The organism is Leptothrix cholodnii SP-6 (assembly GCF_000019785.1).
GTDB lineage: Bacteria > Pseudomonadota > Gammaproteobacteria > Burkholderiales > Burkholderiaceae_C > Sphaerotilus > Sphaerotilus cholodnii.
In genome coordinates this window covers 4,266,134-4,279,027 of the sequence record NC_010524.1, presented here as the reverse complement: position 1 = coordinate 4,279,027, position 12,894 = coordinate 4,266,134, and the positions used below count along the sequence as shown (strand labels likewise).

Sequence of the window (12,894 nt, the reverse complement as noted above, 5' to 3'; positions counted from 1 at the left end):
GGAACGGGCTCAGGAGTTGAGCTGCTGGGCGCCGCTTTGCTGCTGCGCTTCGTACATGGCCTGGAAGTTGACTTCGGCCAGGTGCACCGGCGGGAAACCGGCGCGGCTGATGATGTCGGCCACCACGGCGCGCAGATAGGGGTAGACGATGCCGGGGCAGGCGATGCCCAGGATCGGCTGCATCTGATCGGCGTCGATGTTGCGGATCTCGAAGATGCCGGCCTGCTTGGCCTCGCACAGGAACAGCGTGCGCTCGCCGAGCTTGGTGGTCACGGTGGCGCTGACGGCCACTTCGAACACGCCGTCGGCGATCGGCTGCACTTCGATGCCGAGGTTGACGTCGACCGCCGGCTGGCCCTGTTCGATCAGGATCTGCGGCGAGTTGGGCTGTTCCAGCGACAGGTCTTTCAGGTAGACGCGCTGGATCTGGAACACGGGCTGCTCGCCCGCTGCGTCTTGTTCATCGGCCATGGTGTGATGTCTCGGTCAGGTGGGCGCGGAAGTCGCAAAAAAAGCCCGCGCACGAGGGCGGGCGCCGGATTATGGCAGCGCCCTCCGGGCCCTTCGGGCATTGCAACGGGTGGCGTCGTATCCTCGGCATCCTTGCATGAACGCGGGTTTTCGATGACCGAACTGACTCTTGTGCGCCACGGTGAAACCGACTGGAATCGCATCCGCCGCTTCCAGGGTCAGCTCGACGTTCCGCTCAACGAACTGGGTCATCTGCAGGCCGGGCGATTGCCGCAGGCGCTGGCCGGCGACCACTTCGACCTCGTGCTCGCCAGCGACCTGGCCCGCGTGCGCGCCACCGCCGCGCCGCTGCTGGCGCAGCGCGGCTGGACCGCGCATCACGACGCCCGCTGGCGCGAGCAGCATTACGGCGCCTTCGAGGGCCAGGACGTCGCCACGCTGCGCCGCGAGCAGCCCGAACTCTGGCGCCGGTACGGCGAACACCGGGCCGACTTCGCGCCGCCCGGCGGCGAGACCACCCGCCAGTTCTACGCGCGCGTGCACGCCGCGGTGCAGGATGTGGTCGAACGCCACGCCGGCCGCCGCGTGCTGATCGTCACCCACGGGGGCGTGCTCGACATGCTGTGGCGCGGCGTGCACGGCCTGCCGCTCGACGGCGCGCGCCGCTGCGCCATCCCGAACGCCGGCATCAACCGCCTGCGCTGGCAGGACGGCCGTCTGACGATCGTGAGCTGGGCCGTGGCCGATCACCTGGCCGACCTGCCCGAGCAGCCGTCGACCGACCCGCTGACGTCGGCCCCGGCCGATCCCGACGCGATCGCCCCCTGAACCTGCGGGTCTGCGAGCCGGCTTCAGCGCGGGGCCGACGCCTCGTCGTGCGCGGCCACTCGCAGCACGCCCGGCGCCAGCGCATCGGCCGTGGTCCCCAGGCCGGCGCCGGCGAGTTCACCCGCCAGCGCGGCGGTCAGCGTGCGCGACAAGGTGCTCGCGTGCGGCAGCAGCGTGCCGAAGAAGCGTGGCCGGCCGTGCTGCAGCAGCATCACGGTCGGGAAGTTCTCGACCTCGAGCGCGGCGTCGCCGAGCGTGTCGGCCTCGTCCTCGATGTCGACCCAGACGAAACGCAGCGCCGGGAACTGGGCGGCCACCTGCGCGAACGTGACGCGGTAGGCCTCGCAGGTGTTGCACCAGCGCGCGCACAGGCAGGCGACGAGCCAGCCGGCGTCGGGGTGGGCAATCGGGGCAAGGGCTGGCGCGGTCATGCGGGTGGCGATCGGGAGGGCGCGGCCAGTTTGCCAGAGCACCGGCGCCGATCGCTGCGCCGGGCCACCCGCCGCTTATGCGTTTGCCGACCATGCTTCATCGCATTGATTCGATCGGCGTGTTTGCAATGGCTTCAATAATTCGTTCATCAAACAGAGGGGCCGGGCCTGCCGCCGGCCGACGAGGGCATCCGGTGAACTTCCAGCAACTGCGCGCCGTGCGCGAAACGGCCCGCTCGGGCTTCAACCTGACCGACGTGGCCGCCGCGCTGCACACCTCGCAGCCCGGCGTCAGCCGCCAGATCCGCGAGCTCGAGGACGAGCTCGGCGTCGAGATCTTCGTGCGCGCCGGCAAGCGCCTGACCGGCCTGACACCGCCCGGCGAGGCGGTGCTGCCGATCGTCGAGCGCCTGCTGCTCGACGCCGACAACCTGCGGCGCGCCGGTGCCGACTTCGCGTCCCAGGACACCGGCCGGCTGTCGATCGCCGCCACCCACTCGCAGGCGCGTTACGCGCTGCCGCAGGTGGTGCGCGATTTCCGCACGCTCTATCCGCACGTCACGCTCAACCTGCACCAGGGCTCGCCGCGCCAGGTGGCCGAGATGCTGCTGTCGGGCGAGGCCGACATCGGCGTCGCCACCGAGGCGCTGGCGCAGTACGAGCAGCTGGTGGCGCTGCCGTGTTACCGCTGGACCCACAGCGTCGTGGTGCCGGTCGGGCATCCGCTGCTCGATGTGGACGGGCCGATCACGCTGGCGCAGCTCGCGCGCGAACCCATCGTCACCTACGACACCGGCTACACCGGCCGCACCCACATCGACGAGGCCTTCGCCCGCGCCGGCCTCAAGCCCGCCGTGGTGCTGACCGCAATGGACGCCGACGTCATCAAGACCTACGTCGAGCTCGGCATCGGCGTGGGCCTCGTCGCCTCGATCGCCTTCGACGCCGAGCGCGACCGCAACCTGCAAGCGCTCGACGCCGGCCACCTGTTCGAGATCAACCTGACCCGGCTGGCGATCCGGCGCGGCACCTGGCTGCGCGGCTACGTCTACGCCTTCATCGAGGCCTTTGCACCGACGCTGACACGCGAGGCGGTCGAGCAGGCGCTGACGGGCGAGCCGGTCGAAGACTGAGCCGCCCCGTCCGGCCCGGACCGGCGGCCGGTCACGGCATCATCGCGCCTGCGTTCCACAACCTGCGCGGAGACACCATGACCCAATCCTTCCTCGGCCGCCGCGGCATCGCCGTGGCACCTCACAGCCTGGCCTCCGAAGCCGCCTTGCGCGTGCTGCGCGAAGGCGGCAACGCGCTCGAAGCCATGATCGCCGCCGCGGCCTCGATCGCGGTGGTCTACCCGCACATGAACTCGATCGGCGGCGACGGCTTCTGGGTCATCAGCGGCCCGGGCGGCCAGCCGCAGGGCATCGACGCCAGTGGCGCCAGCGCGGCGGCGGCCTCGATCGACCGCTACGCGCAGCGCGGCGTGCGCGGCAGCATCCCGTTTCGAGGCGGCGTGGCGGCGCTGACGGTGGCCGGCACGGTGTCGGGCTGGGGCGCGGCGCATGCGCTGTCGCAAGAGTGGGGCGGGCGCCTGCCGCTGTCGCGCCTGCTCGAAGACGCCACCTGGTACGCCCGCGAGGGCATTCCCGTCACGCACAGCCAGTGGGCCTGCACCACGGCCAAGCAGGCCGAGCTGGCGCCGATCGCCGGTTTTGCCGAGACCTTCCTGCCCGGCGGCGAGGTGCCCGCCGCCGGCAGCCTGTTCAAGCTGCCGCGCCTGGCCGCCACGCTCGAACGCATCGCCGCGCACGGCACGGATGATTTCTACCGCGGTGACCTGGCGCGCCAGCTCGCCGCCGAACTGGCCGCCGTCGACAGCCCGCTGACGCTGGCCGACCTGCAGGCGCACCACGCCAAGCGCGTCGACCCGCTGGCGCTGCGCCTGCAGGGCCTGACGCTGATGAACATGACGCCGCCCTCGCAGGGCGTGGTCTCGCTGATGATCCTGGGCATCATGGCGCGCCTCAAGGGCTGGGACGCCGACCCGCTCGGCCCGGCCTTCGTGCATGCACAGGTCGAGGCCACCAAGCAGGCGTTTGCGCTGCGCGACCAGCACGTCACCGACCCGGCCTTCATGAAGATCGCACCCGCCGCGCTGCTGCGCGACGAGCTGCTCGACGAGCTGGCCGGGCGCATCAGCCTGACGCAGGCCGCGCCCTTCGGCCGCAAGACCGACCCCGGCGACACCGTCTGGATGGGCGTGATCGACGGCCAGGGCCGCGCGGTCTCGTTCATCCAGAGCATCTATCACGAGTTCGGATCGGGCATCGTGCTGCCGGGCTCGGGCGTCAACTGGCAGAACCGCGGCTGCAGCTTCAGCCTCGACCCCGCGCACATCAACGCGCTGGCGCCGCACAAGCGGCCGTTCCACACCCTCAACCCGGCGCTGGCGCAGCTCGACGACGGCCGCCTGATGGTCTACGGCACGATGGGCGGCGACGGCCAGCCGCAGACGCAGGCCACGGTGTTCAGCCGCATCCACCGCTTCGGCCTGGCGCCGCAGGCGGCGATCGAGCTGCCGCGCTGGCTGCTCGGGCGCACCTGGGGCATGGCCAGCGACAGCCTCAAGCTCGAATCACGCTTCCCGGCGTCGACGGTGGCTGCGCTGCGCGCGCTGGGCCACGAGGTCGAGCTGCTGGCCGACTGGGACGAGTCGGTCGGCCACGCCGGTGCGCTGATCCGCGAGGCCAACGGGCTGCTGGTGGGGGGCTTCGACCCGCGCAGCAACGGCTCGGTGGCGGCGTACTGACGCAGCTCACGCGCGCAGGCCGTGCGCTGATCCATCGGGCGCCTTGCGCGGTTGACCCCAATTGAAACGTGGCCGGCCGCGGCTATCGTGGTCGATGACCGACGCAGGGAGAAGCCAATGGCTCACGATGTCCTGATCAGCTATTCGAGCCATGACCGGCTGGAGGCCGATGCAATTTGCAATCGCCTCGAGTCCCAGGGCATCCGCTGCTGGATCGCCCCGCGCGATGTGCCGCCGGGCTCGGAGTACGCCGATTCGATCGTCCAGGCGATCGAGAGTGCGCGCGTGATGGTGCTGGTCTACAGCGCCCACGCCGACGGGTCGAAACAGGTCCGCCGCGAAGTCGAACGTGCCGTCAGCATCGGCCGCACGATCATGCCGGTGCGGATCCAGAACGCCGAGATGAGCAAGGCGTTCAAGTACTACGTCGGCTCCATCCATTGGCTCGACGCGATCACGCCGCCGCTGGAGCAGCACATCGACCGGCTCGGCCGGGATATCCAGGCCGTGTTGTCGGCGCAGCCCGCCGCGCCGGGGCCGGCGGCTGCCACGACGACGCTCGGCTTGCCCCGGACGGCCCGGCCCGACCCGGCGCCGGCCGCCGAGGCGAGCGGCACCTCCCGCAAGGGCCTGATGATCGGCGGCGGCGTTGCCGTGACGGTCGCCCTGTTGGCGGGTGGCTACTTCCTGGGCCAGGCAACGAGAGACGATCCGCTGGTCGCGGCGCCGACGGCCGCAGGGCCACCGGTTGCGTCGCCGGCGGTTTCGCAGGCGGTTTCGGAAGCGGTCGTCGCGCCGGCCACGTGGGTGCCGTCGGTCAACGACAGGTCCCGGCGCGAGGCCAGCGAGTTGCTCGAGGCGGCCGGGCTCAAGGTCAAGCTCGTCGAGCAGGAACATGCCGAACTGCGCTTTCCGAAGGTGATCGGCACCGACCCGGCCGCCGGTCAGGCCGTGCCCGCCGACCGCGAGGTGACGCTGTACGTCTCGGGCATGCGCCTGCTGCCGTCCGTGCTCGATCTGCCGATCGAGAAGGCGAAGTCGACGATCCAGGATGCGGGCTTCTCCGCGCCGGTCGAGATCCGCGAGACCGCGAGCCCCAAGCCCGAAGGCGTGGTGATCGGCATGCAGCCGCCGGGTGGCAGCCGGCACTTCTCGAGCAAGCCGGTCGTGCTCGAGGTCTCGGCCCCGAAGGCACTGCTCGCCGACCTCGTCAAGCGCCCCGTGGCCGAGGCCGAGCAGGCCCTGAAAGAGGCCCGCTTCAACCCGCAGGTCGTTCGCGACTGGATTCCCGGCGCCGCGGTCGGGACCGTCGCGGAGATGAAGCCCGCCGCCGGATCCCGCCTCAACCCCGGCGACACCGTGACCTTGCGTGTGGCCGCGGCCGGCGGCTGGGTCTATCACGCGGCGGGGCGGCAACTCAAGGGCGGCCAGACCTTCCGCATGGACACGGCGGGCAATCTCCGCACCGAACCGCGCTCGGGCAGCAAGACCCTCGACGTGCTGTCCAGGGGCCAGATGGCGCGGGTGCTCGAGGCCTACGGCGACGGCTGGCTCAAGGTCGTGGTGCTCGACTGAACCCGCGCGCCGGGCTTCAGGCGGGCCAGGTCGGACGTTGCCTGACGCTCAGATCATCGCGGCCGGATCGTCCGCCGTGGCCGGCTCGCCACCGGCCACGAAGCGCGTCACCCGCCGCGCCTTCAGCCACGCGCGGCTGCCGTTGGCCAGGCCCAGGCGTTCGCGCAGCAGCTGCCACTGCGCGCGCGGCAGTTCCACGTCCACATAACTGCCGTCCTCGCGCTTGAACTCCAGCCGCGTGCTCGGGCCGACGGTGAGTGCCTGGCTCAGCGTCACCGCCAGCGTGTCGGCCTCGGGGGCGCCGATCACTTCGAGTTCGTGCGGGCGCACGTAGCTGACCTCGGCGGCCGACGTGCTGCCACCCGGCGCATGGCCGAGCCGGCCGTGGAACAGGTTGACGTCGCCCAGGAACTGCAGCACGAAGGGCGTGGCCGGGTGGTCGTAGACCTGGTCCGGGCTGCCGACCTGCTCGATGCGGCCCTGGTTCATCACGACGATGCGGTCGGCCACTTCCATCGCCTCTTCCTGGTCGTGCGTGACGAAGACGCTGGTGACATGCACCTCGTCATGCAGCCGGCGCAGCCAGCGCCGCAGTTCCTTGCGCACCTTGGCGTCGAGCGCGCCGAAGGGCTCGTCGAGCAGCAGCACCTTGGGCTCGACCGCCAGCGCGCGCGCCAAGGCGATGCGCTGGCGCTGGCCTCCGGAGAGCTGGTGCGGGTAGCGGTCGGCGATCCAGTCGAGCTGTACCAGCTGCAGCAGGTCGGTGACCTTGCGGCGGATCTCGGCATCGCTCGGCCGCGTCACCTTGGGTCGCACGCGCAGGCCGAAAGCGACGTTCTCGAAGATCGTCATGTGCGCGAACAGCGCGTAATGCTGGAACACGAAACCGACCTGGCGCTCGCGCACGTCGGTGTGGGTGGCGTCCTCGCCGTGGAACAGCACGCTGCCCGAATCGGGCACTTCGAGCCCCGCGATGATGCGCAGCAGGCTGGTCTTGCCCGAGCCCGACGGGCCCAGCAGCGCGACCAGTTCGCCCGACGGGATGTCGAGGTTGAGGTTGTCGCAGACGACGGTCTTGCCGAAGCGCTTGTTGAGGTTGCGGACTTCGATCGACATGTGCTCGCTTCAGGTTGGTTGTGTTGATCAAGCCGCCGCCGCAGATCCGGCTTTGCCGGTCTGCTGGCGGAGCCCCCTCGGGGGGTGGCGACCGGAGGAAGCCTGGGGGCCCTGTTTCATCCGCTGCTCGACCAGGTATTTCAGAACCAGCGTCACCAGCGCCAGCAGCGCCAGCAGCGAGGCCACCGCAAAGGCCGCGGCGAACTGGTATTCGTTGTAGAGGATCTCGATGTGCAGCGGCATCGTGTTGGTCATGCCGCGGATGTGGCCCGACACCACGCTGACCGCGCCGAACTCGCCCATCGCCCGCGCATTGCACAGGATCACGCCGTACAGCAGCGCCCACTTGATGTTGGGCATCGTCACGCGCCAGAAGATCTGCCAGCCGTTGGCGCCCAGCACGCGGGCGGCTTCTTCCTGCTCGGTGCCCTGCGCCTGCATCAGCGGGATCAGCTCGCGCGCCACGAACGGGAAGGTCACGAACACGGTGGCCAGCACGATGCCGGGCACCGCGAAGATGACCTTCAGGTCGTGGTCGCGCAGCCACTCGCCGAACCAGCCTTGCAGGCCGAAGATCAGCACGTAGATCAGGCCCGAGATCACCGGGCTGACGCTGAACGGCAGGTCGATGAGGGTGAGCAGCACGTTCTTGCCGCGGAACTCGAACTTGGCGATGCACCAGGCCGCGGCGACGCCGAACACCAGGTTCAGCGGCACCGAGATGCCGGCGGCGATCAGCGTGAGCTTGATCGCTGAAAGTGCGTCGTCATCGACGATCGCGGCCAGGTAGACGTCCCAGCCTTTCTTGAACGCCTCGGCGAACACGATCGCCAGCGGCACGAACAGGAAGAAGGTCAGGAAGGCCAGCGCGGTGCCGATCAGCAGCCACTTGACCCAGGCGGGCTCTGCGGTGGCGGCGCGGATGCTGCGCGGTGTGGCGCCTGCAACGCGGAGGCCGGGCCGAGCGCCGGGCCGCTCCCAAGCCGGCCCGGATCCCCTCGGGGGATCGACGAACGTACTCGTTTGGCGAGGGGTGGTCATCATCGCCCTTGCCGTGCGCGCGCCCAGGCTTGCAGCGCATTGATGGTCAGCAGCAGCACGAAGGCCGCCACCAGCATCACGACCGCGATCGCGGTGGCGCCGGTGTAGTCGTACTGTTCGAGCTTGGTGATGATCAGCAGCGGCGTGATCTCGCTCACCAGCGGCATGTTGCCGGCGATGAAGATCACCGAGCCGTATTCGCCCAAGGCGCGCGCAAAGGCGAGCGCGAAGCCGGTCAGCAGCGCCGGCGACAGGATCGGGAAGATCACGTGGCGGAAGGTCTGCCAGCGGCTCGCGCCCAGCGTGGCGGCGGCTTCTTCAAGTTCCTTCTGCATGTTCTCCAGCACCGGCTGCAGCGTGCGCACGACGAACGGCAGGCCGATGAAGGTCAGCGCCACGAACACGCCGATCGGCGTGAAGCTGACCTTGAACGGCAGCCACTGGCCGATCCAGCCGTTCTGCGCATACAGCGCCGTCAGCGCGATGCCGGCCACTGCGGTCGGCAATGCAAACGGCAGATCCACCAGCGCGTCGATCAGGCGCTTGAACGGGAACTCGTAGCGCACCAGCACCCAGGCCACGATCAGGCCGAAGAAGGCGTTGATCAGTGCCGCGGCGAACGAGGCGCCGAAGGTCAGCCGGTACGACGCCAGCACGCGCGGCGAACCGACCGCGTCGACGAACGCCGGCCAGGTCATCGTGAAGGTCTTGAGAAAGGCCGCGCTGAGCGGGATCAGCACGATGAAGCTCAGATACAGCAGCGTGAAGCCGAGTGCCAGGTCGAAGCCCGGCAGCACGCTGTGCCGCTTGAGCAGGGTGCGGGTGAAGAACATGCCCGGTCACTTCTTGGTGTAGACCTGATCGAAGCTGCCGCCGTCGGCGAAGTGGGTCTTCTGCGCGCGGGCCCAGCCGCCGAACACCTCGTCGATGGTGAACAGCGTCACCTTCGGGTACTGCCTGGCGTACTTGGCCGCCACGGTCGGGTCGATCGGGCGGTAGTAGTTCTGGCCGGCAATGTCCTGGCCTGCCGGCGAATAGAGGTACTCGAGATAGGCCTGCGCCACGGCGCGGGTGCCCTTCTTGTCGGCCACCTTGTCGACCAGAGCCACCGGCGGTTCGGCCAGGATCGACAGGCTGGGCGCGACGATGTCGAACTTGTCGGGGCCGAGCTCCTTCTGCGCCAGCAGCGCCTCGTTCTCCCAGGTCAGCAGCACGTCGCCGATGCCGCGTTCGACGAAGGTGGTGGTCGAGCCGCGTGCGCCGGTGTCGAGCACCGGCACGTTGGCGAGGATCTGGCCGACGAAGGCCTGCGCCTTCTTCTCGTCGCCGCCGAACTTCTTGAGCGCGTAGCCCCAGGCGGCCAGATAGTTCCAGCGTGCGCCGCCGGAGGTCTTGGGGTTGGGCGTGATCACCGCGGTGCCGGGCTTGACCAGGTCGTCCCAGTCCTTGATGCCTTTCGGGTTGCCCTTGCGCACCAGGAACACGATGGTGCTGGTGTAGGGCGAGCTGTTGTGCTTGAGGCGCTTCTGCCAGTCGGCCGGGATCAGGCCGGCGCGGGCGTTGAGCTCGTCGATGTCGTAGGCCAGCGCCAGCGTGACGACGTCGGCGTCGAGTCCGTCGATCACCGAGCGGGCCTGCTTGCCCGAGCCGCCGTGGCTCTGCCGGATGGTGACGGTGTCGCCGGTCTTGGCCTTCCAGTGCGCGGCGAAGGCCTTGTTGAAGTCCTGGTACAGCTCGCGCGTCGGGTCGTAGCTGACGTTGAGCAGCGTGATGTCGCGGGCCGCGGCGCCGAGCGCGGCGGCACCGAGGGCCAGCGCCAGCAGCGCGGTACGGGCAAATCGGGGAGCGGTCATGTCGGGGGCCTCGGCTGCAGGGACTCGTGTGGGAATGAGTCGATGCTAGGAAGCCTGCCCGTCGCTGGAAACGAAGCGATCCGAGCTTGTTCATGCGCAATCCGGATAAGCGCCGCCCCCCGGATCCACGCCGGGGTCGGTGGCTCCGGCGCCGATCAGACCTCGTCGGCTGCGGCCTGGGCCGTCGTGGGCGCGGCCCGCCGGTGCGCCTGCCAGCGCTGCAGCCCGGCGCCGGCGACCATCGCCGGCACGAACCACAGCGCCTCCGGGTTGCCGAAACCGAGCGAGGCGATCGCCGGCCCCGGGCAATAACCCGCCAGGCCCCAGCCGATGCCGAACAGCGCCGAGCCGACGATCAGCGGGCGGTCGATGGCGGTCCAGCTGCTGATGTGGAAACGGTCGCCGAGCGCCGGCCCGGTCCGCTTGAGCACGACGCGGAAACCGGCCGCGGCCACCAGCACCGCGCCGCCCAGCACGAACAGCAGGCTGGCGTCCCAGGCACCGGCCAGGTCGAGAAAACCCAGCACCTTGCGCGGGTCGACCATCTGCGCCAGCGCCAGACCGACGCCGAACACCACGCCGGCCAGCGCCGCGGCCAAGCCGCCCAGGCGGGCGCGAACAGGGGTTGTCGTCATGGCAGCCTCAGGCGATCTGCAGCAGATGCCGCACGATGAAGGTGGTCACGATCGCCACCCCCAGGAACACCGCCGTGGCGACCAGCGAGCGCACTGAAAACCGCGCCAGCCCGCACACGCCGTGGCCGCTGGTGCAGCCCCCCGCGAGCGACGTGCCGTAGCCCACCAGCAGCCCGGCCAGCACCAGCAGGCCGGTGGGGAAACCGTTGCGCAGCGGCGCCGGCTGGCCGCTGTACGCGAACCAGGCCAGGGTGCCGACGATCAGCCCGCCGACGAAACGCAGGCGCCAGGCGCGCTCGCCTGTCGCGCTGAACCAGAGGCCGCCGGTGATGCCGCTGATGCCGGCGATGCGGCCGTTCAGCCACAGCAGCAGCACGGCCGCCAGGCCGATCAAGGCGCCGCCGGCCAGCGCCGACCAGGGGGTGAAATGGGTCATCGTTGCAAGTCGTCCAGCTGTCGGGGACGCCGATGATCGTCGTTTTTCGCGGCGCGCTGCCGCGGCTGCGGCTCAGGCCAGCTGCAGCATGATCTCGCGGCCGATGGCGCCCAGCGGCACCGAGCGCTCGACGCCGCCGCGCTTGACCGCCTCCTTGGGCATGCCGTAGACCACGCAGCTGGCCTCGTCCTGCGCCAGCGTGCGGGCGCCGGCCTTGCGCATCTCCAGCAGGCCGGCCGCGCCGTCGTCGCCCATGCCGGTCATGACGACACCCAGCGCGTTGGCGCCGGCGCTCCTGGCGACCGAGCGCAACAGCACGTCGACCGACGGCCGGTGGCGATTCACCAGCGGGCCGTCGAGCACCTCGACGTGATATTGCGCACCGTTGCGGCGCAGCAGCATGTGCTTGCCACCCGGCGCGATCAGGGCCTGGCCGGGCACCACGCGGTCGTTGTTCTGCGCCTCCCTGACGGCGATCTGGCAGACGCTGTCGAGCCGCGCGGCGAAGGCGGCGGTGAACTTCTCGGGCATGTGCTGCACGATCACGATGCCCGGGCAGACCCGTGGCAGCGTGCGCAGCACCACTTCGAGCGCCTGCGTGCCGCCTGTCGAGGTGCCGAGCGCGACCACCCGCTCGGTGGTCTGCAGCATCGCGCTGCTGCGCTCGACGGCCGGCAGGATGACGTCGGCGGTGTTCTTGGCCGACACGCTCAGCCGCCGCACATTGGCGCGCGCAGCGGTCTTGACCGCCGACAGCAGGTCGTCGGATGCATCCTGCAGGAACTGCTTGAGGCCGAGCCGGGGCTTGGTGATGATGGCCACCGCGCCGGCGGCCAGCGCCGCCAGCGCGGTCTGCGTGCCGGCTTCGGTCAGCGTCGAGCAGATCACCACCGGCGTCGGCCGCTCGGCCATGATCTTCTTGAGGAAGGTGATGCCGTCCATGCGCGGCATCTCGATGTCGAGCACGATCACGTCGGGCCACTGCGTCTGCATGCGGCTGATCGCCAGCAGCGGGTCGGCCACCGCGCACAGCACCTCGATCTCGGGGTCGTCGGCCAGCAGGGCGGCCACCACCTGGCGCACCACGGCCGAGTCGTCGACCACCATCACCTGGATGCGGCTCATGTCGATGCGGCCCGCCCGGGTCGTCCGATCAGGCGGCGACCAGCCCGGCCTCGGCGGCCGCTGCCGCCTGGCCCATCGCGCCGATCTCGCTGCGCGACAGCACCTGCTGCACGTTCAGCAGGATCACGAACTTGCCGTTCACCTTGGCGATGCCTTCGATGAAGTCGCTGCGGATCTTGGCGCCGAAGGTCGGCGGCGGCTCGATCTCGGAGGCCGGGATCTCCAGCACCGCCTGCACCGCGTCGACCACCACGCCCATGTTCTGGCGCTCGCCGCCGGGGCCGCTGGCGACCTCGGTGATGACGATGCAGGTGCTCTTGCTCTGCGGCGTCGAGGGCTTGCCGAAGCGGTTCGACAGGTCCATCACCGGCACCACCGCGCCGCGCAGGTTGATCACCCCGCGGATGCAGGCCGGCATCATCGGCACCTCGGTGACGCCGGCGTACCAGATGATTTCCTTGATGCACAGGATGTCGAGCGAGAACATCTCGCCGCCGAGCATGAAGGTCAGGTACTGCCTCTGCTCGGCTGCCGCCGCTGCGCTGTGTGTCATGACCATTGCGTTCATGATGGG

General features: G+C 70.0%; 14 protein-coding genes. 4 read left to right on the top strand and 10 right to left on the bottom strand.

The window, feature by feature from the left end:
• Nucleotides 1-9: 9 nt before the first annotated feature.
• Nucleotides 10-471: a protein-export chaperone SecB gene (gene secB / locus LCHO_RS18985; protein WP_012348814.1), complete on the bottom strand. Its 462-nt coding sequence runs from the start codon at nucleotides 469-471 to the stop codon at nucleotides 10-12.
• 153 nt (nucleotides 472-624) lie between these two features.
• Between secB and LCHO_RS18980 the strand changes: the two genes are divergently transcribed.
• Nucleotides 625-1,299: a histidine phosphatase family protein gene (locus LCHO_RS18980; protein WP_012348813.1), complete on the top strand. Its 675-nt coding sequence runs from the start codon at nucleotides 625-627 to the stop codon at nucleotides 1,297-1,299.
• Between the two features lie 23 nt (nucleotides 1,300-1,322).
• Here LCHO_RS18980 and LCHO_RS18975 read toward each other — a convergent pair whose 3' ends face one another.
• Complete coding sequence (locus LCHO_RS18975) at nucleotides 1,323-1,730, bottom strand: thioredoxin family protein (RefSeq protein WP_012348812.1); 408 nt, start codon at nucleotides 1,728-1,730, stop codon at nucleotides 1,323-1,325.
• Between the two features lie 194 nt (nucleotides 1,731-1,924).
• On the opposite strand from LCHO_RS18975, the gene LCHO_RS18970 reads away from it, so the two are divergent.
• The 3 genes from LCHO_RS18970 to LCHO_RS18960 all read left to right on the top strand — a co-directional run bounded on the left by LCHO_RS18970 (nucleotide 1,925) and on the right by LCHO_RS18960 (nucleotide 6,114).
• Nucleotides 1,925-2,863 carry a CysB family HTH-type transcriptional regulator gene (locus LCHO_RS18970; protein ID WP_012348811.1) on the top strand — a complete coding sequence of 313 codons (939 nt, stop codon included), beginning with the start codon at nucleotides 1,925-1,927 and terminating at the stop codon, nucleotides 2,861-2,863.
• Between the two features lie 77 nt (nucleotides 2,864-2,940).
• A complete protein-coding gene (locus LCHO_RS18965) occupies nucleotides 2,941-4,539 on the top strand; it encodes a gamma-glutamyltransferase family protein (protein WP_012348810.1) in 1,599 nt (532 codons plus the stop codon).
• A gap of 87 nt (nucleotides 4,540-4,626) precedes the next feature.
• Complete coding sequence (locus tag LCHO_RS18960) at nucleotides 4,627-6,114, top strand: PASTA domain-containing protein (protein WP_150105519.1); 1,488 nt, start codon at nucleotides 4,627-4,629, stop codon at nucleotides 6,112-6,114.
• Nucleotides 6,115-6,162: 48 nt separating this feature from the next.
• Here LCHO_RS18960 and LCHO_RS18955 read toward each other — a convergent pair whose 3' ends face one another.
• The 8 genes from LCHO_RS18955 to LCHO_RS18920 form a co-directional block, all read right to left on the bottom strand.
• Nucleotides 6,163-7,230 (bottom strand): sulfate/molybdate ABC transporter ATP-binding protein, encoded by a 1,068-nt coding sequence (locus tag LCHO_RS18955; RefSeq protein ID WP_012348808.1) that lies wholly within the window; start codon nucleotides 7,228-7,230, stop codon nucleotides 6,163-6,165.
• Between the two features lie 27 nt (nucleotides 7,231-7,257).
• Nucleotides 7,258-8,271, bottom strand: coding sequence for a sulfate ABC transporter permease subunit CysW (cysW, locus tag LCHO_RS18950; RefSeq protein ID WP_012348807.1), 1,014 nt, complete (start codon nucleotides 8,269-8,271; stop codon nucleotides 7,258-7,260).
• On the bottom strand, nucleotides 8,271-9,104 hold the full coding sequence (gene cysT, locus LCHO_RS18945; RefSeq protein WP_012348806.1) for a sulfate ABC transporter permease subunit CysT: 834 nt from the start codon (nucleotides 9,102-9,104) through the stop codon (nucleotides 8,271-8,273). Before cysT ends, cysW begins: the two co-directional genes overlap by 1 nt.
• 6 nt (nucleotides 9,105-9,110) lie before the next feature.
• Nucleotides 9,111-10,124, bottom strand: coding sequence for a sulfate ABC transporter substrate-binding protein (locus LCHO_RS18940; protein WP_012348805.1), 1,014 nt, complete (start codon nucleotides 10,122-10,124; stop codon nucleotides 9,111-9,113).
• A gap of 155 nt (nucleotides 10,125-10,279) precedes the next feature.
• Nucleotides 10,280-10,759 carry a YeeE/YedE family protein gene (locus LCHO_RS18935; RefSeq protein WP_012348804.1) on the bottom strand — a complete coding sequence of 160 codons (480 nt, stop codon included), beginning with the start codon at nucleotides 10,757-10,759 and terminating at the stop codon, nucleotides 10,280-10,282.
• Between the two features lie 7 nt (nucleotides 10,760-10,766).
• Nucleotides 10,767-11,195: a YeeE/YedE family protein gene (locus tag LCHO_RS18930; RefSeq protein WP_012348803.1), complete on the bottom strand. Its 429-nt coding sequence runs from the start codon at nucleotides 11,193-11,195 to the stop codon at nucleotides 10,767-10,769.
• 72 nt (nucleotides 11,196-11,267) lie between these two features.
• Nucleotides 11,268-12,320 (bottom strand): protein-glutamate methylesterase/protein-glutamine glutaminase, encoded by a 1,053-nt coding sequence (locus LCHO_RS18925; protein WP_012348802.1) that lies wholly within the window; start codon nucleotides 12,318-12,320, stop codon nucleotides 11,268-11,270.
• 28 nt (nucleotides 12,321-12,348) lie between these two features.
• The gene (locus LCHO_RS18920; protein WP_012348801.1) at nucleotides 12,349-12,879 is read right to left on the bottom strand and encodes a chemotaxis protein CheW; all 531 of its coding nucleotides are present in this window, start codon (nucleotides 12,877-12,879) and stop codon (nucleotides 12,349-12,351) included.
• Nucleotides 12,880-12,894 lie beyond the last annotated feature (15 nt).